We start from the raw sequence: 21,508 nt of genomic DNA, 5'->3' as shown, positions 1-21,508 counted from the left end.
GCATGGATGCCCGTTCCGGCTCGCTTCTTTGCGCCCTTGCCGTCTGCGCGACCCTTGTCGCGGGCGTGCCCTTGCGCGCGCAGCAGGCGACGCCGCCCGCGCCGCGTCCCCGCCCGCTGCCGCAGGTGGACACCAATGCCATCAACGCGGACATCAAGGGTGCCGCCGAGTTTCAGGCGCGGGTGCGCTCCGAACTTGATTCGGTGAAAGGCGATCGGGCCCGCTTCAACCAACTCCTTGTGGACACCACCACCCGCCTGCGCACCGTGGAGCAGAAGATCACGGAGCTGGAAGGCCGCATCGCCACGCTGGATACCAATGCCGCCGAGATCCGCACGTCGCTCCTGAAGCGGCGGGATGTGCTGGCGGACGTGCTCGGTGCCCTGGTGCGCATGGGGCGCAATCCGCCGCCCGCTCTGCTGATGCGGCCGGACGATGCGCTGGATGCGGTGCGCTCGGCCATCCTCCTCGGCGCACTGCTGCCGGAAATGCGGGTGGAGGCGGAGACGCTGGCGGCCGATCTTGCCGACCTGTCGCGCCTGCGGGGCGATCTCTCCAAGGCCCGCGACCAGTTGGCCGAACTGCGCACCTCCATGGAGGAGGACCGACGGCGCCTCACCGCTTATGTGGACGAGCGCCAGCGCCGGGTGGCCGAGGACAATAAGGAGCTTCCGCAGGAGAAGGCGCAGGCGGAGGCCGTCGCGAAGTCAACCGGCGATGTGCACGATCTTGTGACCCGGCTCGAAAGCGAGGTGGCCCCCGCCGCCAAGGCGGCCTCCGAAGCGGCCAAGCCCGCGCCGCCGGCGAAGACGGAGGTGGCGGCCCTGAACCCCGCCCGCATCGCGCCCGCGCGCCCCTTCGCCGAGGCCAAAGGCTTGCTGCCATTGCCCGTGGCCGGGGTGCGGCTCAAGGATTTCGGCGCTTCGGACGGGCTTGGCGGCACCGACAAGGGCATCACCTTCGCCACCCGCGCCGGCGCACCCGTGGCGGCTCCGGCGGACGGCTGGGTGGTCTATGCGGGGCCCTTCCGCTCCTATGGACAACTCTTGATCATCAATGCGGGCGGCGGATACCATATTCTGCTGGCGGGCATGGAGCGGATCACCGTTGAGCTGGGACAGTTTGTCCTTGCTGGTGAGCCTGTCGCGGTGATGGGGAGCGTATCGCGGGCCACGCCCGGAGGTACGGCCTCCGGTCAGCCGCAATTGTATGTGGAATTCCGCAAGGACGGAATCTCGATCGACCCCGCCCCCTGGTGGGCGGCAACGGATAGTCAGAAGGTGCGCGGATAATGCGTCGTACGTCTCTCTTCCTCCTTGGCGTTGCGGCCGGTGCGCTGGTGGCCGTGGCCGCCGTGCAACCGCGCCTCTTCCTTGGAACTGCCGCCGAAGCGGCGGCTTCCGACACCTATCGCCAGCTCAGCCTCTTCGGTGACGTGTTCGAGCGCGTCCGCTCCGACTATGTGGAGAAGCCGGACGATGCGAAGCTGATCGAGGCGGCCATCAACGGCATGCTCACCAGCCTCGACCCGCACTCCTCCTACATGGACGCGAAGAGCTTCCGCGACATGCAGGTGCAGACCCGCGGCGAGTTCGGCGGCCTCGGCATCGAGGTGACGATGGAAGACGGCCTCGTGAAGGTCATCGCCCCCATCGACGACACCCCGGCCGCCAAGGCCGGCGTGCAGGCCGGCGACATCATCACCAAGCTCGACGGCGATCAGGTCCAGGGCCTGACCCTGAACCAGGCGGTCGAGAAGATGCGCGGCGCGGTGAACACGCCGATCACCCTGACCATCGTCCGCAAGGGCGCCGAGAAGCCCATCGAGATCAAGGTGGTGCGCGACACCATCAAGGTGAAGGCGGTGCGCGCCCGCGTCGAGGATGGCAACATCGGCTACCTGCGCATCACCTCGTTCAACGAGCAGACCTACGACAACCTGAAGAAGGGCATCGAGGACGTGACCGCCCAGATCGGTCCGGACAAGGTCAAGGGCTACATCATCGACCTGCGCAACAACCCCGGCGGCCTGCTCGATCAGGCCATCGCGGTGTCGGACGCCTTCCTGGAGCGCGGCGAGATCGTCTCGACCCGCGGCCGCAATGCGGATGAGACCCAGCGCTTCTCGGCCCGTGGCGGCGACCTCGTGAAGGGCAAGCCGATCATCGTGCTGGTGAACGGCGGCTCGGCCTCGGCCTCCGAAATCGTGGCCGGTGCCCTGCAGGACCACAAGCGCGCGACCATCCTCGGCTCGCGTTCCTTCGGCAAGGGATCGGTGCAGACCATCATCCCGCTCGGCGGCAACGGCGCCCTGCGCCTCACCACCGCGCGCTACTACACGCCGTCTGGCCGCTCCATCCAGGCCAAGGGCATCGAGCCGGACATCGTCCTCATCCAGGACATGCCCGCCGAGCAGAAGGCGAAGCTGGAAGCCGTCGGCGCCGACACCACCCGCGGCGAAGCTTCGCTGAAGGGCCATCTGAAGAACGGCGACGACGAGCAGACGGGTTCACCCTCCTACGTGCCGCCGGATCCGAAGGACGACACGCAGCTCAAGATGGCCAAGGAGCTCATTGAGGGCACGCAGAAGAACGCGGCCTTCCCGCCGAACCCGAACAAGACCAGCCAGTCGAACTGATCTTCCAGGGTTTCCCGTTCCGAACCCCGCCGCGCCCTGCGCGGCGGGGTTTTCTTTTGTCTGCCCGCTTTCTGCCTGCCAAATGGGCAGGCGCGGAATGGTGGAGCAGGTGGGAAATCCAGAGATTCCAATGCGATCTGTCAGAAACAGAGATGAATTGATCTATTTTCCATGTCTCTTGCCGGATTCTGGTGCGTGGATGGTGGGCTTTTTGCCCAATGCGTGAGCTTGGGCCTGTTTTTTGGACGAGAATGCGTGGAAAACGGGCTGGCACGGCCCTTGCTCCCGATGAGGCATCAGATCGGGAGAGATTTATGCGTTTGGACCGCCGTACCCTCGTCCTTGCGGGCCTTGGCCTTGCGGCCGTTTCCCTGACCGCGCTGCCGGCCCGTGCCGACGCGCTGGACGACATCATGAAGGCCGGCGTCATCAAGATTGCCGTGCCGCAGGATTTCCCGCCCTTCGGTTCGGTCGGGCCGGATCTGAAGCCGGTGGGCTATGACATCGACATGGCCAACCTCATCGCCCAGAAGCTGGGCGTGAAGGCCGAACTGGTGCCGGTGACCAGCGCCAACCGCATCCCCTATCTGCAGACGAAGAAGGTCGATCTCGTCATCTCGAGCCTCGGCAAGAATCCGGACCGCGAGAAGGTGATGGATTTCTCGGTCGCCTATGCGCCCTTCTTCAACGGCGCCTTCGCCCCGGCGGACGTGAAGGTGACGAAGCCGGAAGAACTGGCGGGCCTCACCGTGGGCGTCACCCGCGGCGCCAACGAGGACATCGAGCTCTCGAAGATTGCCCCCGCCACCGCCGACATCAAGCGGTTCGAGGACAACAACGCCACCATCTCCGCCTTTCTCTCCGGCCAGGTGAAGGTGATCGTGACCGGCAACGTGACGGCCGCCGCCATCCTGGCGCGCAACCCGCCGCGCAAGCCGGAGGTGAAGTTCCTCATCAAGGATTCGCCCTGCTACGTCGGCCTCAACAAGGATGAGCCCAAGCTGCTGGAGAAGGTGAACGCCATCATCACCGCCGCCAAGGCGGACGGGGCGCTCAATGCCATCTCCCAGAAGTGGCTCGGCTATCCGCTGCCTGCTGGCTTCTGACCGTCCGGCCGGTTCGGACCCGTGGTCCGCGCCGGCCGCCTTCCCCTGAAGCTCCGCGCGCCGGTCCTTCCGCCCGGCGCGGCTCCGCCCCGGCAGGTTGCTGACGCATGGCCTATACCTTCGATTACGGGGCGATCGTCCCCTATACGCCGCTCATCGCGAAGGGTGTCGGCATCACCGTCGAACTGACGGTGGTGGGCGGCGTGCTCGGCGTGCTGTTCGGCATCGTCTGCGCCTGGGCGCGCAGCCTCGGACCGAAATGGCTGCGCCCGCCGGTGGTGCTTTATGTGGAGCTGATCCGGAACACGCCCTTCCTGATCCAGCTCTTCTTCATCTTCTTCGGCCTGCCCTCGCTCGGCGTCTCGCTGACCGAGATGCAGGCGGCCATCTTCGCCATGGTCATCAATCTCGGTGCCTATGGCTGCGAGATCATCCGGGCCGGCATCGAGGCGACCCCGCGCGGCCAGTTCGAGGCGGGGGCAAGCCTGGCCATGACGCGCATCCAGACCTTCCGCCATGTGGTGCTGGTGCCCGCGCTCCAGCGCATCTGGCCGGCGCTCTCCTCGCAGATCGTCATCGTCATGTTCGGCTCGGCGGTGTGCTCGCAGATCGCGGTGGAGGACATCACCTTCGCTGCGCAGTTCATCCAGTCGCGCACCTTCCGCGCTTTCGAGGTCTATATCCTCGCCACCATCCTCTATCTGGTGCTGGCCCTCGTGCTGCGGCAGGTGATGCGCGCGCTCGGCACCCTTCTCTTCCCGCGCCGGAGGGCTGCCCGATGATCCAGTTCACCACCTGGGACATCCTGCGCAACCTGCTGCTGGCGGCGGAATGGACGGTGCTGCTCTCGCTGGTCGCCTTCGTGGGCGGCGGCATCGTGGGGCTCGCCATCCTGTTCCTGCGCACCGGCCGCAGCCGTGGGCTGCGGCGCGCGGCCATGCTCTATATCGAGCTCATCCAGGGCACGCCGCTGCTGATGCAGCTCTTCCTCTCCTTCTTCGGCCTGTCGCTGCTGGGCTTCGACGTGCCGCCCTGGTTCGCCGCCGGCCTGTCGCTGACGCTCTGGACCTCGGCCTTCCTCGCCGAGATCTGGCGCGGCTGTGTGGAATCCGTCCCGCGCGGCCAGTGGGAGGCCTCCGCCAGCCTCGCCATGACCTATTTCGAGCAGATGCGCCATGTGGTGCTGCCGCAGGCGCTGCGCATCGCCGTGCCGCCGACGGTCGGCTTCTCGGTGCAGGTGGTGAAGGGCACGGCGCTCACCTCGATCATCGGCTTCGTGGAGCTCTCCAAGGCCTCCACCATGATCACCAACGCCACCTTCCAGCCCTTCGTGGTCTACGGCCTCGCCGCCCTCATCTATTTCGCGCTCTGCTGGCCTTTGTCCAAGAGCAGCCAGATCCTGGAAAGGAAGCTGAATGTCGCTCATCGCAATCACTGAGGTGCGCAAGCGCTTCGGCGACAATGAGGTGCTGAAGGGCATCAATCTCGACGTTCAGGCCGGCGAGGTGATCGCCATCATCGGCAAGAGCGGCTCGGGCAAGTCCACGCTCCTGCGCTGCATCAACGGCCTCGAATCCATCGATTCCGGCTCGATCCTCGTGGCCGGCGCCCATCTCGCCCCCGACGACGCGCATCTGCGGGCGCTGCGGCTGAAGGTCGGCATGATCTTCCAGCAGTTCAACCTGTTCCCGCACCTCACCGCCGGGCGCAACGTGATGCTCTCGCCCATGGTGGTGAAGAAGGTCTCCGCCGCCGAGGCGGAGAAGGAGGCGCGTCTGCGACTCGAACAGGTGGGCCTCGGCCACAAGTTCGACGCCTATCCGGACGAACTCTCCGGCGGCCAGCAGCAGCGCGTGGCGATCGCCCGTGCGCTGGCCATGCAGCCGCTCGCGCTGCTCTGCGACGAGATCACCTCCGCCCTCGACCCGGAACTGGTGAACGAGGTGCTCCAGGTGGTGGGCAAGCTGGCGCAGGAGGGCATGACGCTCCTCATGGTTACGCATGAGATGCGCTTCGCGCGCGAGGTGTGCGACCGTGTGGTTTTCATGCACCAGGGGCGGGTCCACGAGATCGGCCCGCCGGAAGAGGTGTTCAGCAATCCACAGACGCCTGAGCTGCAGCAGTTCCTCGGCATGAACGCCTGAGGGGCTCCTCCGTTGGCGGGCGAGCGGGCGTGCGGGTTCCATGGCCCGTGCCCAAGCGGCACCCCGGTGCTGTGCCCGCGGATGCCGGCTAAGTGACCGCAGGATAAGGCATTCGTGCCCCTGACACAGGGGGCGGAGGGGGCGGCTCTCCACATCACACGTTGCATTTGCCTCTGGCGCGACGGGGGGGAAATCCCCTATGGGAATTGCCAATGCGCGGCTATGTCTCGTGCGGTGCGTCAATGCAGCACTGGCTTGCCAGATTTTGACCGTGTTGCCGCACGAAAGCGCGTGTGTTAGGGAACCCGCGACGCTCGGGACACAGCACTTAGTGCGGTTCTGGAGCCAAGAAAAATCTTCCCTACAGATCAAGGGCTTGGCCGGTGACTTCCGCGATGAAGTCGCGCGGTTCGGGCAGATCGAGAGAGGTGCGGCTGGTGGAGACGATCGTGTCAGGCATGGCGGGGCGCTATGCAACCGCTCTGTTCGAGTTGGCCGAAGAGGCCGGCTCCACCGACGCCGTGGCGGCGGATCTGGACCGGTTGAAGGGCCTGATCGCGGAAAGCGCGGATCTGGAACGCCTTGTGAAGAGCCCCGTCTTCACCGCCGAAGAGCAGGTGAAGGCGGTGGGCGCGGTTCTGGCCGCGGCCGGCATCACCGGCATTGCAGCGAATTTCGTGAAGCTGGTGGCGCAGAATCGCCGCCTCTTCGCGCTCCCCTCCATGTTCGATGCGTTCGCGGCCCTCGTGGCCGCCAAGCGCGGGCAGACGGTGGCCAAGGTCACCGTGGCCGAGCCGCTGAATGACGCGCATCAGGCGGCGCTGAAAGAGGCGCTCGCGCAGCAGACCGGCAAGGACGTGAGCCTCGACGTCACCGTCGATCCGTCCATCCTCGGTGGTCTCATTGTGAAGCTCGGCTCACGCATGGTCGACGCCTCTCTCAAGACCAAACTCAATTCTATCCGGCATGCGATGAAAGAGGTCCGCTGATGGACATTCGAGCCGCTGAAATCTCCGCGATCCTCAAGGAGCAGATCCAGAACTTCGGCCGTGAGGCGGAAGTCTCCGAGGTGGGTCAGGTTCTGTCCGTCGGCGACGGCATCGCGCGCGTCTACGGCCTCGACAACGTCCAGGCGGGCGAGATGGTCGAGTTCGAGAACGGCACGCGCGGCATGGCGCTGAACCTCGAAATCGACAACGTCGGCGTCGTGATCTTCGGCTCCGACCGCGACATCAAGGAAGGCCAGACCGTCAAGCGCACCGGCGCCATCGTGGACGTGCCGGTCGGACGTGGCCTCCTCGGCCGCGTCGTGGACGCCCTCGGCAACCCGATCGACGGCAAGGGCCCGATCGAGGCCACCGAGCGCCGCCGCGTGGACGTGAAGGCGCCGGGCATCATCCCGCGCAAGTCCGTGCACGAGCCCATGCAGACCGGCCTTAAGGCGATCGACGCCCTGATCCCGATCGGCCGTGGCCAGCGCGAGCTCATCATCGGCGACCGCCAGACCGGCAAGACCGCCGTGGCGCTCGACGCCATCCTCAACCAGAAGCCCCTGAACGTCGCCGGCGCGCCCGAGAGCCAGAAGCTCTACTGCGTGTACGTCGCCGTCGGCCAGAAGCGCTCCACCGTCGCCCAGTTCGTGAAGGTGCTGGAAGAGCAGGGCGCGCTTGAGTACTCGATCGTCGTCGCGGCCACCGCGTCCGATCCGGCCCCCATGCAGTTCCTGGCGCCCTTCGCCGGCACCGCCATGGGCGAGTATTTCCGCGACAACGGCATGCACGCCCTGATCATCCACGACGACCTGTCCAAGCAGGCCGTGGCCTATCGTCAGATGTCGCTGCTGCTGCGCCGCCCGCCGGGCCGCGAAGCCTATCCCGGCGACGTGTTCTACCTCCACTCCCGCCTGCTCGAGCGCGCCGCCAAGCTCAATGACGAGAACGGCGCCGGTTCGCTGACCGCCCTCCCGGTCATCGAGACCCAGGCGAACGACGTGTCGGCCTACATCCCGACCAACGTGATCTCGATCACCGACGGCCAGATCTTCCTTGAGTCCGACCTGTTCTACCAGGGCATCCGCCCGGCGGTGAACGTCGGCCTCTCGGTGTCGCGCGTGGGCTCCTCGGCCCAGATCAAGGCGATGAAGCAGGTGGCGGGCAAGATCAAGGGTGAGCTCGCCCAGTATCGCGAGCTGGCGGCCTTCGCCCAGTTCGGCTCGGACCTCGACGCCTCGACGCAGAAGCTGCTGAACCGCGGCGCCCGTCTCACCGAGCTCCTGAAGCAGAGCCAGTTCTCCCCCCTCAAGGTGGAAGAGCAGGTGGTGGTGATCTACGCCGGCACCAACGGCTATCTTGACAACCTGCCCCTGAACAAGGTGCGGGAGTTCGAGGCGGGCTTCCTGCTGGCCATGCGCACGCAGCACCAGGATCTGCTCGACACCATCCGGACCTCCAAGGAGCTGTCCAAGGACTCGATCGCGAACCTGACGAAGGCCCTCGACGCCTTCGCCAAGAGCTTCGCCTGATCGTTTCTCTGGACCTCTGACGCAAAGGGACGGGTGCGATGGCGAGCCTGAAAGACCTCCGTAACCGCATCGCCTCTGTGAAGGCGACGCAGAAGATCACCAAGGCGATGCAGATGGTCGCCGCGGCGAAGCTGCGTCGCGCCCAGATGGCCGCGGAAGCCGCCCGCCCCTATGCGGAGCGGATGGACAGCGTGCTCGGCAACATCGCGTCCGGCGTGACCCTGAGCGCGGACACGCCGCTGCTGCTGTCCGGCACGGGCAAGGACGAGAAGCACCTGCTTCTCGTCTGCACCTCGGAGCGCGGCCTGTGCGGTGCGTTCAACACCAACATCGTCCGCGCCGTGCGCGAGCGGGCGAACCTCCTGATCGGCCAGGGCAAGGACGTGAAGTTCTTCTGCGTCGGCCGCAAGGGCTACGACCAGCTGCGCCGGCTCTATCCGGGCCAGATCGTCGAACTGGTGGACCTGCGCTCGGTGCGTAACCTGGGCTTCGTGAACGCCCATGACATCGCCGAGAAGATCATCGACCGCTTCAACAAGGGCGAGTTCGATGTCTGCACCCTGTTCTTCTCGCACTTCAAGAGCGTGATCTCGCAGGTGCCCACCGCCCAGCAGATCATTCCCGCGACCTTCGAGAAGGCCGAGGGTCCGAGCGCGGTCTATGACTACGAACCCGAAGAGAGCGAGATCCTTGCCGATCTCCTGCCCCGCAACGTGGCGGTGCAGATCTTCCGCGCGCTCCTGGAAAACCAGGCCTCCTTCTACGGCTCGCAGATGAGCGCCATGGACAACGCCACGCGCAACGCGGGCGACATGATCAAGAAGCAGACGCTGATCTACAACCGCACCCGCCAGGCCATGATCACGAAGGAACTCATCGAGATCATCTCCGGCGCGGAAGCGGTCTGACGGCGGCGCGGCCTCAAGGATAAAAGGACGTACGAATATGGCGAACAAGAGCGGACGCATCACCCAGGTCATCGGCGCCGTCGTCGACGTGCAGTTCGATTCCCACCTGCCGGAAATCCTGAACGCCCTCGAGACGACCAATCAGGGCAACCGCCTCGTGCTCGAGGTCGCCCAGCACCTCGGCGAGAACACCGTCCGCACCATCGCCATGGACTCCACCGAGGGTCTAGTGCGTGGCCAGGCCGTGGAAGACACCGGCGGCCCGATCATGGTGCCGGTGGGCGAGGCGACCCTCGGCCGCATCATGAACGTGATCGGCGAAGCTGTGGACGAGCTCGGCCCGGTGGTCGGCGAGGCCAAGCGCGCCATTCACCAGCAGGCTCCGTCCTATTCCGAGCAGTCCACGGAAGCCGAGATGCTCGTCACGGGCATCAAGGTGGTGGACCTGCTGGCGCCTTATTCCAAGGGCGGCAAGATCGGCCTGTTCGGCGGCGCCGGCGTGGGCAAGACCGTGCTCATCATGGAGCTCATCAACAACATCGCGAAGGCGCACGGCGGCTACTCCGTGTTCGCCGGCGTCGGTGAGCGCACCCGCGAGGGCAACGATCTCTATCACGAGATGATCGAGTCCAAGGTGAACGTGGACCCGCACGAGAACAACGGCTCGTCCGCCGGCTCCAAGTGCGCCCTCGTGTACGGCCAGATGAACGAGCCTCCGGGCGCCCGCGCCCGCGTCGCGCTCACCGGCCTCACCGTCGCCGAGCACTTCCGCGACCAGGGCCAGGACGTGCTGTTCTTCGTGGACAACATCTTCCGCTTCACCCAGGCCGGCTCGGAAGTGTCGGCGCTCCTCGGTCGCATTCCCTCGGCGGTGGGCTATCAGCCGACGCTCGCCACCGACATGGGCGCCCTCCAGGAGCGCATCACCACCACCACCAAGGGTTCGATCACCTCGGTGCAGGCCATCTACGTGCCCGCCGACGACCTGACCGACCCGGCGCCTGCCGCCTCCTTCGCCCATCTGGACGCCACCACCGTGCTGTCCCGTTCCATCGCGGAAAAGGGCATCTACCCGGCGGTGGACCCGCTGGACTCCACCTCGCGCATCCTCTCCCCGCTGGTCATCGGCGAGGAGCACTACAATGTGGCGCGTCAGGTGCAGCAGACGCTCCAGCGCTACAAGGCGCTGCAGGACATCATCGCGATCCTGGGCATGGACGAGCTCTCCGAAGAGGACAAGCTCACCGTGGCCCGCGCCCGCAAGATCGAGCGCTTCCTGTCCCAGCCCTTCCACGTGGCGGAAGTGTTCACCGGTTCGCCCGGCAAGCTGGTCGACCTCGCCGACACCATCAAGGGCTTCAAGGGCCTGGTGGAAGGCAAGTACGACCACCTGCCCGAGCAGGCCTTCTACATGGTCGGCACCATCGAAGAAGCCATCGAGAAGGGCAAGAAGCTGGCCGCCGAGGCCGCCTGAGCCTGATGGTTCGGGGCGCCTTTCGGTGCCCGAGAGATTGAACCGCCGGACCTCGTGTCCGGCGGTTGCGGCATAAAGGGGCGAGACCCCGCGGGGCGAAACCGGGTGACCGGCGCCGTCGTTGGATGGACGGCATCGCTCAGGTCGGAGAATGAAGATGGCCACCTTTTCTTTCGAGCTTGTGTCGCCGGAGCGGCTCGTGTTCTCCGGGCAGGTCACCGAGGTGGTGGTGCCCGGCAGCGAGGGCCAGTTCGGCGTGATGGCGGGCCATGCCCCGTTCATCTCCACGCTGAGCGCCGGCATCCTCACCATCAAGGGTGAGGGCGCCGACAAGCGCCTGTTCGTGCGCGGCGGCTTCGCCGAGGCCAATCCGGCCGGCCTCACGGTCCTGGCCGAGCAGGCGACCCCGGTGGAGAGCTTCGACCGCGCGGAGCTCCAGCAGCTCATCAAGAATGCGCAGGAAGACGTGGCGGATGCCAAGTCGGACGAAGCCCGCCAGAAGGCGGCGAGCAACCTCGCCGACCTCCAGCAGGTGGCCGCCCTTCTCGACGGCGCCGCGCCCACCGCGCACTGATTTTCCGCCACCGGCGTTTGTGAAGCGGCCCCCTTGCGGGGCCGTTTTGCGTTTCGGGTGACGCGGCGGACGGCCGTCCGTTTGCGCTCGTCGCCGGCTATGATCGGCCGTTCGAGGACGCTTCCATGACCCAGACCGGCACGCCCACCTTCGACCAGCTCCGCGTGTTCCTCGCGGTGGTGGATGCCGGCAGCTTCACGGCGGCGGCCCGTCGCCTCGGCCGCGCGACGTCGGTGGTCAGCTACGCCATCACCAATCTGGAGACCCAGCTCGGCGTCGCCCTCTTCGACCGCACCCATGCCAAGACGCCGGAACTCACCGAGGCGGGCCGGGCGGTGCTGGTGGAGGCGCGCACCGTCGCCAATGGGATGGACGGCCTGCGCGCCAAGGTGAAGGGACTGCTGGAGGGCCTTGAGCCGGAGGTGCATCTCGCCCTCGACGTCATGCTGCCCGCCGCCCGCGTCGTCGATGCCCTGAAAGGCTTCGCGGAGGCCTTTCCAACGGTGACGCTACGCCTCTATGTGGAGGCTCTCGGCGCGGTGGGCGAGATGGTAGTGAGCGGCCGGGCCAGCCTCGGCGTCTCCGGCGCCGTGCTGGCGCTGCCCGACAATGTCGAGCGCATCTCCATCGGGGCGGTGGAACTGGTGCCTGTGGCGGCCCCGGACCATCCGCTGGCCCGAGCGGCCCACAATGCGCCCGGCGCCGGGCGCGACCACGTACAGCTTGTCCTCACCGACCGCTCGCGCCTCACCGAAGGCCAGGAGTTCGCCGTGCTCGGCACCCGCACATGGCGGCTCGCGGATCTCGGCTCCAAGCACATGCTGCTGCGCGAGGGGGTCGGCTGGGGCAACATGCCGGAGCCGATGATCCGCGAGGATCTCGCCGCCGGCCGCCTGGTGCGGCTCGACCTGCCGGACATGCGGGCGATCTCCTATCCGCTCCAGGCCATCCACCGCAGCGGAGCCCCTCCCGGCCCGGCCGGAAGCTGGCTCATCCGCCGCTTTCAGGCGCAGGCATGCAAGGAAGCGAAAACGGCAGGGGCCTGAACGGCTTACCGCTCCAGCGCCGGGCGCATGGCGCAAGCCCGAGCAATGCCGCAGCGTCGGTGGTGCCCACCGGCGGAAGCCACCAAGTTGCGGTGCAACACGGCCGCGCGAATCGTGGCGCGGCCCGCCCTCCCCGAAAGTTGCATCATGCGCCTTTCCGCCCCATCCGCCGGCCCGGCGCCCTCGTTCCGCCTGGGGCTTCTCGGCGCGCTCGTCACCGTGGCCATCTGGACCACCTGGATCACCACCACCCGCGTCGCCATGCATGGGCGCACGCCCTTGGCACCAGAACTTCTGGCCTTCATCCGCTTCGGTACGGCGACGCTGCTGCTCGCCCCCTTCTGGTGGCGCTTCCGCCTGTTTCCGCGCCAGTCACCGCCGCTGGCCTTGCTTGGCCTCATGGCGGCGGGGCTGCCCTATCAGTTCCTCGTGCTCTGGGGGCTGCATTTTGCGCCGGTCTCCACCGCCGGGCCGCTGCTGGCGGGCACGCTGCCGCTCTTTATCGGCATTCTTTCGGCCGTGGTGCTCCGGGAGCGGCTCACGCCGCTGCGCATCCTCGGTATCGCCCTCATCACGCTCGGTGTGCTCGCCATCAGCGGTGAGGGCATCGCCTCGCTGACGGGGGACACATGGCGGGGCGCCCTCGCCATTCTCGGCGCCGCCTTCGCCTGGTCGCTCTATACGGTCGCCTTCCGCTACAGCCGCCTCAGCGGCATCGAGGCGGCGGCCTTCGTGGGGGTCTGGTCGCTGGTGGTCCTGCTGCCGTTCGAGGCCGGCAACATCTGGACCGCCGTGCAGGCGACGCCGGTGACGCTGCTGGCGCAGCAACTGGTCACACAAGGCCTGCTGGCGGGCGTGGTCTCGCTGCTCACCTATACGACCGCCGTCCGGCATCTCGGGCCGGCACGGGCGACGGCCCTGACCGCACTCACCCCGCCGGCGGCGCTTCTGACAGCAACGCTGCTGCTCGGCGAGCATCCGCAGCTGGAGGAACTGGTCGGCTGCGGCTTCATCGTCGCCGGCGTCGTCGCCGCGAGCGGCGCGCTGTCACGGGCGCGCGCCTGACATGGAAACGCCGGCAGGATGACCTGCCGGCGGTGCATGCTGGGGTCTTCGAGAGCCTGAGATCAGGCCGGCTCGGAGTGGGTGCGGGTGGTCTCGTAGAGGAACCACGTGCGGCGCTCCGCCTCGTCGATCCAGTTTTCGATCAGGCTCGCCGTCGCGACGTCATTGTGTTCGTCGCACAGGTCGTGGGTCTCGCGCAGGAAGGCGGTGAACTGGAGATTGTCGTCGCGCAGCTCGGCCAGCATGTCGAGGGGCGTCACATACTCCGCATCATTGTCCTCGATGCGCTGGAGGCGGGTGGCATGACCCAGCGAGCGCAGCGTGGTGCCGCCGATCTTGCGCGCGCGCTCGGCCACGTCATCGGTCATGGCGAAGATCTGGTCCGCCTGCTCGTCCAGCAGCAGGTGATAGTCGCGGAAATGCGGGCCGGACATATGCCAGTGGAAGTTCTTCGTCTTCAGATAGAGGGCGAAGGTGTCGGCCAGCAGCGTGGTGAGCGCGGCGGCGATGTCCTTGGTGGCGTTGGTGGGCAGGTTGGAAGGCGTCTGGAGTGCCGCCGTCTGGCGGGACTTCGGCGCGGCTTTGGTCGCGGGCATGGCAATGTCTCCTGAGGCAAGCGCGCGGAGCGCCGCCGGCGGGCGGGCTCCGTGAACCGGTCCGGTTACGACCCTAGAGAACGTCAGCGGAGCAATATTGTTCGATCGCAGCATTCCTTGCCGCGGGGCCGTGCGCTCTGCGCTCAGCGGGCGAGAAAGGTCCGCCGCGCCGCCTGAACCTCGGTCGTGATGAAGCGCTCGACCTCCTCGATACGCTTGAGCCCGCGCATGTCCGCATGGACCGCCAGCCAGTAGGCGCGCTCGAAGCGCATCTGGGGGAGCACGGGCACGAGGTCCGCGTCCGGGGCGGCCGCATAATCGTGCAGGATGCCGATGCCGACGCCCGCGCGCACCGCCTCCATCTGGCCGGCGACGCTGGCACATTCGAAGCGCCGGGCGCAGAGGCCAGTCAGTGCCTCCATATAATCGAGGCCGGGGCTGTAGGTGAGATCCTGCACATAGGTCACCGCCATCCGGTCCTTCAGATCCTCCGGCGTCTCGATGGGGCCGAAGCGGTCGAGGTGCGCGCGCGCGGCATAGAGGCTGAGCGAATAGCCGGTGAGCTTGCGCCCCACGAGCCGCCCCGTGCGCGGCCGGTCCAGCACCACCGCAATGTCCGCCTCGCGCCGGGACAAGGAGAAGGTGCGGGGCAGGGGCACCAGCTGGATGACGAGATCGGGATGGAGGGTCGCGAAGGCGGCAAGGCGGGCGGCCAGGAAATAGGTGCCGAAGCCGTCCGGCGCGCCGATGCGCACCGTGCCGGAGAGGGTGAGGTCCGCATTGCCCAGCAGCGACTGGGCTTTCACCATCTCGCTTTCCACCCGCTCGGCAATGGCAAGCAACTGCTCGCCCGCCGGTGTCGGAGCGCAGCCGGTTGGGCTGCGCTCGAACACCTTGGCGCCGAGCTCCGCCTCCAGCGCGTTCAGCCGACGGGTGACGGTGGCGTGGTCGAGGCCGAGCTTGCGTGCCGCCCCCAGCATCTGCCCCTCCCGCGCCACGGCGAGGAAGACGCGGGCATGGTCCCAGTTCATGGGGTACGCCTATATCCGCATAATTGTTGGGCTGTCTTACCCGTTGATCCGCGCGGATGCCAGACCGACAGTGCGCCCGACCCTTCACCCCTCAACCCAGATTCCTGAAGGAACGGCGGGCATGGACACCATCGGCCATTACATCAACGGTCAGGCGATCGGCGCTGGCGCCGGCGAGCGCAGCGCGCCCACCTTCACGCCCGCCACGGGCGAGCAGATCGGCACCGTGCTGCTGGCGAGCGCCGCCCGCGTGGACGAGGCGGTGCGCGCCGCCGCCGCCGCTCTCCCGGCCTGGGCCGCGACACCGGCGCTCAGCCGCGCCCGCATCATGTTCCGCTTCAAGGAACTGCTGGACCGCAATCTGGACCGTCTCGCCGTCCTCATCACCCGCGAGCACGGCAAGACGGTGGAGGACGCCAAGGGAGAACTCATCCGCGGTCTCGAGGTGGTGGAGTTCGCCTGCGGCATCCCGCATCTGCTGAAGGGCGAGTTCTCCGATCAGGTCGGGCGCGGCATCGATGTCTTCTCGCAGCGCCACCCGGTGGGCGTGTGCGCGGGCATCACGCCGTTCAACTTCCCGGCCATGGTGCCCATGTGGATGTTCCCGGTGGCCATCGCCTGCGGCAACACCTTCGTGCTGAAGCCCTCCGAGAAGGATCCGTCCACGGCGCTGGTGCTGGCGGAACTGCTGGCGGAAGCCGGCCTGCCCAAGGGCGTGTTCAACGTCGTCAACGGCGACAAGGAAGCCGTGGACGCCCTCCTGACGCATCCGAAGGTCGCGGCGGTGAGCTTCGTCGGCTCCACGGCGGTCGGTGAATATGTCTATCGCACCGCCTGCGCCCACGGAAAGCGCGCGCAGGCGCTCTGCGGCGCCAAGAACCACCTCGTGGTGATGCCCGACGCCGATCTCGACAAGACGGTGGATGCGCTCATGGGCGCGGGCTATGGCTCGGCCGGCGAGCGCTGCATGGCGGTGTCCGTGGCGGTGGCCGTGGGCGGCATCGGCGATGCGCTGATGGAGAAGCTGGAGCCCCGCGTGCGGGCGCTCAAGGTCGGTCCCGGCACCGATCCGGACAGTGAGATGGGCCCGCTCATCACCAGGGAGCACCTCGCCAAGGTGTCCGGCTATGTCGACCTCGGCGTCACCGAAGGCGCCAAGCTCGTGGTGGACGGGCGCGGTCTGAAGCTCCAGGGCCACGAGAACGGCTATTATATCGGCGGCTGCCTGTTCGACGACGTCACGCCGGACATGCGCATCTACAAGGAAGAGATCTTCGGTCCCGTCCTTTCCGTGGTCCGCGTGCCGGCATTCGATGATGCCTTGAAGCTCGTGAACGAGCACGAATATGGCAACGGCACCGCCATCTTCACCCGCGACGGCGACACAGCCCGCGCCTTCGACTACGGCGTGCAGGCGGGCATGGTGGGCATCAACGTGCCGATCCCGGTGCCGGTGGCCTTCCACTCCTTCGGCGGCTGGAAGCGGTCCATCTTCGGCGATCGCAACGTCTATGGCATGGAGGGCGTGGGTTTCTACACCCGCGTCAAGACCACCACGGCGCGCTGGCCCAACGGCCAGCGTGGCGGTGCGGAATTCGTGATGCCCGTGATGTCCTGACGGTCATCGGGTCACCAAACAAGAAAAGGCCCCCGTCGTCATGGCGGGGGCCTTTTTCATTGAACCGGGGGCGGAAGGTCAGTCGCGCGGATCAGCGTCGTCCTTGCCATGCTTGATCGTGATTGCCGGCGGATCGCTGGCGGGAAACGTGTCCTCCAGCGCCTCGTCCAGCAGGTCGGATTCCGCTTCCTTGTCGGCGGAGGCCGCAGGCTTCGTGTCAGGTGTGTCTTCCGCGCCGGTGAAGTGGCCGGGGGCCGGCGGATCGCTCGCGGGGAAGGTTTCCTTCAGCGTCTCGTCCAGCGCCCGTTCCGGCTTGCGCGGTGTGGCGTGTGCGGTCATGGCCATCCTCTTGTCTGCGCGAAGGCGCTCTGCCTCCGCATTGTCGCCTGTCCCTGCCCGCGCGTCTTGCCGGAAAGCGCGGGCAGGCGGCCTTCACAAAAGACAACGCTGCCGCAGCGGGATCGGTTTCAGCCAAGCTTGCGCGCGAGGGGTCAGGCGAGCGGCTGGCGGGCCTGGTCGAGCAAAGCGACGCGCCGTTTCACCTCCGGCCGGTCGAGGAGCTGGGCCGTCGCCTCCGGCTGGCGCCGCCGCCAGTTGGGATGGTCGTCCACGGTGCCCGGCAGGTTGGGCTGCTCGCTCTCGCCCAGAACGTCCTCCAGCGGGATGATGACCAGCGGCGCGGTCGTGCGCCCGACGAAGCCGAGGGCGGCATCGACCGCGGCATCCGGCTCGGTGGCGGCGGGTGGCGGCGTGCCGTCGCCGATGGTCGACCACAAGGCGTGACGGTCCGCTTCGCGCTCGGCCCGCGCGGCCGGCTCGTCTATGCCCTCGCCGAGCAGGCCGAGGGGCGCGCGCCAGTCGATGTCGCGCCCGCGCCACCAGCCGGCGACGGTGGGCAAATCGTGCGTGCCGGTGACCGCCATGGCGGTGGGCAGATATTCGCCCGCCGTCTTGAAGCGCGGCCCCTCGCGCTCGAACCACAGCACCTGCATGCCGAGGATCTGCCGGCGGGCGAGCGTCTCGCGGAAGCCATCGGGCACGGTGCCAAGATCTTCGCCGGTCACGATGGTGCGGTGGCGCTGGGATTCCAGCGCCACCAGCCGGATCAGATCCTCGAAGGGGTAGGCGAGATAGGCCCCGTCCTTCGGATCGGCCCCGTCCGGCACCATCCACAGGCGCAGCAGGCCCATCACATGGTCGATCCGCACCCCACCCACATGGGCCATGCTGGCGCGCAGCATGGCGATGAAGGAGCGGAAACCCGAGGCAACGAGGGCGCGCGGGGAAAAGGCGGCGAGCCCCCAGGCCTGCCCGAGCGAGTTGAGCAGGTCCGGCGGTGCGCCGATGGAGAGGCCGATCAGCATGTCGTCCGGCGCGCTCCAGCACTGGCTGCCGCCGCCGTCGCAGCCCACCGCCAGATCGCCGATGAGGCCCACGGGCATGCCGGCCGCGCGGGCGGCCGCCTGCGCGCTCGCCAGGCCACGCGCCGCCGCCCATTGCAGGAAGGCGTGGAATTCCACCTCCGATCCGTGCTCGCGGGCAAAGGCCGCTACCGCCGGGCTCGTCGCATCGCGGTACTCGCCGGGCCAGGTGCGCCAGTTCCAGCGGTGAAGGTCCGAGCCCCAGATATGAGCATGCAGCGCCTCGAAGCGCGCGTGGTCCTCGAGGGCCTGGCCCTGGGCGCGGCGGAAGTCCGCATAGGAGGCAACGAGATCCGGGCGCGCCGGCAGTTCGGTGTCGAACAGGCGGCGCAACAGGGCGAGGCGCGCCGGGCCGGCGCGCACCCAATCCACCAGCGGAGCGCTCTCGCAGGCGGAGAGTATGCCGCCGAGGGCGAGAGCGTCCGCGGCCTGCCGCACGGCATCGGTGCCGAACAGGCCGGCGGGGTCCACATGCAGCACGTTGAGGAAGAGCCGGCTCGATGGTGCATAGGGGCTGAAGTGATGCGGATCGGCCGAGAAGGCCGCATGCACCGGGCTCAGCACCGTGGCCGAGGCACCGGTGCCCGCGGCGTGGCGCACGAAATCGGACAGGGCGGTGAAGTCGCCGATGCCGCCGTCGCCCGGCCGCTTCAGTCCATAGAGCTGGATCCCCAGTCCCCAAAGCCGGGCCCGTTCGTCTCCGGTGGCGTCGGCGATGGAAGAGCACCGCTCCGGCGCGATGGCGAGCGTCACGTCCAGTCCGCCCGCCTCCAGCCTGTGATAGCCGGGCACGTTGAGCGCGGGCAGGTCGAGCCCGCCGCCTTGGCTCTCGCCCTCCACCAGCCCACCATCTTCCAGCGTGATGCGCCAGCGCAGCGGCCCGCTGCCGGGCAGGGGCACGCGCAGGGGCGCGCCCACGTCGCCGGTCACGAGCGGCGGGGTGGGGACCGCCGTGTGCCGGAGGCCGTCAAGGCTCTCGCGCGCCAGCGCATCGGTCTTGGCCGGCAAGCCGAGCGCACCGAGGATGGCGCGCAGGGCATGGGGCGGCACCGTCTGCGGGCGGCCGAAGGCATCGTGCCAGTGCGGCGAGACGCCGGCCGCGCGCGCGAGGTCGTGGAGGGTATCGTCCATGGGTCGGGTCAGCCTTGGCGCGGCGTCAGGAAGAGGGTGGCAAGCGGCGGCAGGGTGAGGGACAGGCTGAAGGGCAGGCCGTGGCTCTCGATGGCCTCCGCCTCTAGCGTGCCGCCATTGCCCACGCCCGAGCCAGCATAGGCCGCGGCGTCCGTATTGACCGCCTCGCGCCACGGGCCGCCGTCCGGCACGCCGATGCGATAGGCCTCGCGCGGCACCGGCGTCATGTTGGCGACCACCAGCACCGGCGGCGCGCCGGGCGCGTGACGGAAGAAGGCGAAGACGGAATTGGCGCTGTCGTCCCCGATGATCCAGGAGAAGCCGTCCGGCGTCGCGTCGCGGGCATGGAGGGCCGGCAGGTCCGCATAGGTGGCGTTGAGGTCGGCCACCAGCTTCTGAATGCCCGCATGGGCAGGCTGCTCCAGCAGATGCCACGGAACGACGCCGTCGTGGTTCCACTCGTCCGGCTGGGCGATCTCGCAGCCCATGAACAGCAGCTTCTTGCCCGGATGGCCCCACATGAGCCCGAGATAGGCGCGCAGGTTCGCCATGCGCTGCCAGTCGTCGCCGGGCATGCGGGCCAGCAACGAGCCTTTGCCGTGTACCACCTCGTCGTGGGAGATGGGCAGGATGAAGCGCTCGGAGAAAGCGTAGACGAGGCCGAAGGTGATGTCGTCGTGGTGATGGCGGCGGTGGATACTGTCGTGCTCGATGTAGCGCAGCGTGTCGTGCATCCAGCCCATGTTCCACTTGAAGGAAAAGCCGAGCCCGCCCTCGCTCACCGGCGCCGTGACGCCGGGCCACGCGGTGCTTTCCTCCGCTATGACGATCGCGCCCGGTGCCTGTTCCGCGACCATGGCGTTGAGCCGCTGGAGGAAGGCGACCGCCTCCAGATTCTCGCGCCCGCCATGGATGTTCGGGACCCACTCGCCGGGCTTTCGGGAATAGTCGCGGTAGAGCATCGAGGCCACCGCATCGACGCGTAGCCCGTCCACATGGAAGCGCCGCAGCCATTCCAGGGCCGAGGCGATGAGGAAGCCGGACACCTCGCGCCGCCCGAAATTGTAGATCAGCGTGTTCCAGTCGGGGTGGAAGCCCTCCCGCGGATCAGCATGCTCATAAAGCGCCGTGCCGTCGAAATGGCCGAGGCCGTGGGCGTCATTGGGAAAGTGCGCCGGCACCCAGTCGAGGATCACGCCGATGCCGGCGGCATGGCAGCGGTCCACGAAACGGGCAAAGGCCTCCGGCGGACCGAAGCGGGCGGTGGGCGCGAACAGGCCGAGCGGCTGATAGCCCCAGGAGCCACCGAAGGGGTGCTCCATGATGGGCAGGAACTCCACGTGGGTGAAGCCCATCCGCTGCACATAGGGGAGCAGCCGGTCGGCGAGTTCATCCCAGTTCGGGCTGCGGTGGCCGTCCGCCTCGATGCGGATCCAGGAGCCGGGATGCACCTCATAGATGGAGATGGGCGCCTCAGGCCCCTGCCGGCCGGCGCGGCCAGCCATCCATGCCGCGTCGCTCCAGTGGAACGGCGCGGGACTGCTGACGATGGAGGCGGTGGCGGGCGGCAGCTCTGCCGCGCGGGCGAGAGGGTCCGCCTTCAGCGGCAGCAGCGTGCCGTCCGGACCCAGCAGCTCGAACTTGTAACGCGCGCCGGCCCGCACGCCGGGCAGGAAGATTTCCCACACGCCCGATTGGCGCAGCCGCATGGGATGGCGGCGGCCGTCCCATAAGTTGAAATCGCCCACCACGGAAACGCGCCGGGCGTTCGGCGCCCAAAGCGCGAAGCGCACACCCTCCACGTCTCCGACCCGCACCACATGGGCGCCGAGCGTCTCCGAAAGGTCGAGATGGGTGCCCTCAGCGATCAGATAGAGGTCGAGATCGCCCAGCAGTGGGCCGAAGGCGTAAGGGTCCTCGGTCTCCTCCACGGTGCCGTCCGGCCAGGTGATGCGCAGGAGATAGGGGCCTGCGCCCTCCGGCAGCCGGCCGGCGAACAGGCCGGCGGGGTGGATCTTTGCCAGTTGCACGGTTATTCCGGCTGGCCCCACGCGCGCCTCCACGGCGGCGGCGCCGGGCTGAAAAGTGCGCACGACGGGCGTGCCATCCACCATGTGCCGGCCGAGCAGGCTGAAGGGGTCGCCATGGCGGCCCTCGACCAGCGCCGCGAGGGCGCCGGCTTCGGGCGCAAGCGTGCGGTCGATGGGGTCCGCGAGGGTCATGAGCACTCTCCAA

At 67.8% G+C, this 21,508-nt stretch carries 19 protein-coding genes; 14 read left to right on the top strand and 5 right to left on the bottom strand.

Going from position 1 to position 21,508, the window contains the following annotated elements:
• Positions 1-2 precede the first annotated feature (2 nt).
• From AZC_RS21200 to AZC_RS21140, 13 genes are all read left to right on the top strand, one after another.
• Positions 3-1,292 (top strand): murein hydrolase activator EnvC family protein, encoded by a 1,290-nt coding sequence (locus tag AZC_RS21200; RefSeq protein ID WP_043879685.1) that lies wholly within the window; start codon positions 3-5, stop codon positions 1,290-1,292.
• Entirely contained in the window at positions 1,289-2,638 is a 1,350-nt protein-coding gene (locus tag AZC_RS21195; protein WP_043879684.1) for a S41 family peptidase, read from the top strand. Before AZC_RS21200 ends, AZC_RS21195 begins: the two co-directional genes overlap by 4 nt.
• A gap of 314 nt (positions 2,639-2,952) precedes the next feature.
• Positions 2,953-3,744 carry a transporter substrate-binding domain-containing protein gene (locus tag AZC_RS21190; RefSeq protein ID WP_081434073.1) on the top strand — a complete coding sequence of 264 codons (792 nt, stop codon included), beginning with the start codon at positions 2,953-2,955 and terminating at the stop codon, positions 3,742-3,744.
• A gap of 107 nt (positions 3,745-3,851) precedes the next feature.
• On the top strand, positions 3,852-4,526 hold the full coding sequence (locus AZC_RS21185) for an amino acid ABC transporter permease (RefSeq protein WP_012172651.1): 675 nt from the start codon (positions 3,852-3,854) through the stop codon (positions 4,524-4,526).
• On the top strand, positions 4,523-5,182 hold the full coding sequence (locus AZC_RS21180) for an amino acid ABC transporter permease (protein WP_012172650.1): 660 nt from the start codon (positions 4,523-4,525) through the stop codon (positions 5,180-5,182). Before AZC_RS21185 ends, AZC_RS21180 begins: the two co-directional genes overlap by 4 nt.
• Positions 5,160-5,888: an amino acid ABC transporter ATP-binding protein gene (locus AZC_RS21175; protein WP_043879683.1), complete on the top strand. Its 729-nt coding sequence runs from the start codon at positions 5,160-5,162 to the stop codon at positions 5,886-5,888. Before AZC_RS21180 ends, AZC_RS21175 begins: the two co-directional genes overlap by 23 nt.
• A gap of 458 nt (positions 5,889-6,346) precedes the next feature.
• Complete coding sequence (locus tag AZC_RS21170; protein WP_420794811.1) at positions 6,347-6,877, top strand: F0F1 ATP synthase subunit delta; 531 nt, start codon at positions 6,347-6,349, stop codon at positions 6,875-6,877.
• The gene (gene atpA / locus AZC_RS21165; RefSeq protein ID WP_012172647.1) at positions 6,877-8,409 is read left to right on the top strand and encodes a F0F1 ATP synthase subunit alpha; all 1,533 of its coding nucleotides are present in this window, start codon (positions 6,877-6,879) and stop codon (positions 8,407-8,409) included. The genes AZC_RS21170 and atpA overlap by 1 nt, the downstream gene beginning before the upstream one ends.
• Positions 8,410-8,447: 38 nt before the next feature.
• Positions 8,448-9,317 carry a F0F1 ATP synthase subunit gamma gene (locus tag AZC_RS21160; protein ID WP_012172646.1) on the top strand — a complete coding sequence of 290 codons (870 nt, stop codon included), beginning with the start codon at positions 8,448-8,450 and terminating at the stop codon, positions 9,315-9,317.
• 37 nt (positions 9,318-9,354) lie between these two features.
• Entirely contained in the window at positions 9,355-10,791 is a 1,437-nt protein-coding gene (gene atpD / locus AZC_RS21155; RefSeq protein ID WP_012172645.1) for a F0F1 ATP synthase subunit beta, read from the top strand.
• A 157-nt stretch (positions 10,792-10,948) separates the two neighbouring features.
• Positions 10,949-11,365 carry a F0F1 ATP synthase subunit epsilon gene (locus AZC_RS21150; protein ID WP_012172644.1) on the top strand — a complete coding sequence of 139 codons (417 nt, stop codon included), beginning with the start codon at positions 10,949-10,951 and terminating at the stop codon, positions 11,363-11,365.
• A gap of 125 nt (positions 11,366-11,490) precedes the next feature.
• Positions 11,491-12,411: a LysR family transcriptional regulator gene (locus tag AZC_RS21145; protein ID WP_012172643.1), complete on the top strand. Its 921-nt coding sequence runs from the start codon at positions 11,491-11,493 to the stop codon at positions 12,409-12,411.
• Between the two features lie 147 nt (positions 12,412-12,558).
• On the top strand, positions 12,559-13,476 hold the full coding sequence (locus AZC_RS21140; protein ID WP_043879682.1) for a DMT family transporter: 918 nt from the start codon (positions 12,559-12,561) through the stop codon (positions 13,474-13,476).
• Positions 13,477-13,538: 62 nt separating this feature from the next.
• On the opposite strand, the gene AZC_RS21135 is transcribed toward AZC_RS21140, so the two are convergent.
• Positions 13,539-14,072 carry a Dps family protein gene (locus AZC_RS21135; RefSeq protein WP_043879681.1) on the bottom strand — a complete coding sequence of 178 codons (534 nt, stop codon included), beginning with the start codon at positions 14,070-14,072 and terminating at the stop codon, positions 13,539-13,541.
• Positions 14,073-14,215: 143 nt separating this feature from the next.
• The gene (locus AZC_RS21130) at positions 14,216-15,103 is read right to left on the bottom strand and encodes a LysR family transcriptional regulator (protein ID WP_012172640.1); all 888 of its coding nucleotides are present in this window, start codon (positions 15,101-15,103) and stop codon (positions 14,216-14,218) included.
• Positions 15,104-15,224: 121 nt separating this feature from the next.
• Here AZC_RS21130 and AZC_RS21125 point away from each other — a divergent pair, with 121 nt between their 5' ends.
• On the top strand, positions 15,225-16,721 hold the full coding sequence (locus AZC_RS21125) for a CoA-acylating methylmalonate-semialdehyde dehydrogenase (RefSeq protein ID WP_012172639.1): 1,497 nt from the start codon (positions 15,225-15,227) through the stop codon (positions 16,719-16,721).
• A gap of 78 nt (positions 16,722-16,799) precedes the next feature.
• Here AZC_RS21125 and AZC_RS21120 read toward each other — a convergent pair whose 3' ends face one another.
• From AZC_RS21120 to glgB, 3 genes are all read right to left on the bottom strand, one after another.
• Positions 16,800-17,060, bottom strand: coding sequence for a hypothetical protein (locus AZC_RS21120; RefSeq protein WP_043879680.1), 261 nt, complete (start codon positions 17,058-17,060; stop codon positions 16,800-16,802).
• A gap of 152 nt (positions 17,061-17,212) precedes the next feature.
• Positions 17,213-19,273 (bottom strand): 4-alpha-glucanotransferase, encoded by a 2,061-nt coding sequence (gene malQ, locus AZC_RS21115; protein WP_012172637.1) that lies wholly within the window; start codon positions 19,271-19,273, stop codon positions 17,213-17,215.
• An 8-nt stretch (positions 19,274-19,281) separates the two neighbouring features.
• Positions 19,282-21,495, bottom strand: a complete 2,214-nt coding sequence (gene glgB, locus AZC_RS21110; RefSeq protein ID WP_081434071.1) for a 1,4-alpha-glucan branching protein GlgB — start codon at positions 21,493-21,495, stop codon at positions 19,282-19,284.
• Between the last annotated feature and the right edge of the window lie 13 nt (positions 21,496-21,508).

Source organism: Azorhizobium caulinodans ORS 571 (assembly GCF_000010525.1).
Lineage (GTDB): Bacteria > Pseudomonadota > Alphaproteobacteria > Rhizobiales > Xanthobacteraceae > Azorhizobium > Azorhizobium caulinodans.
The sequence above is the reverse complement of the archived record's forward strand: the minus strand, read 5'-3'. Positions and strand labels throughout refer to the sequence as shown.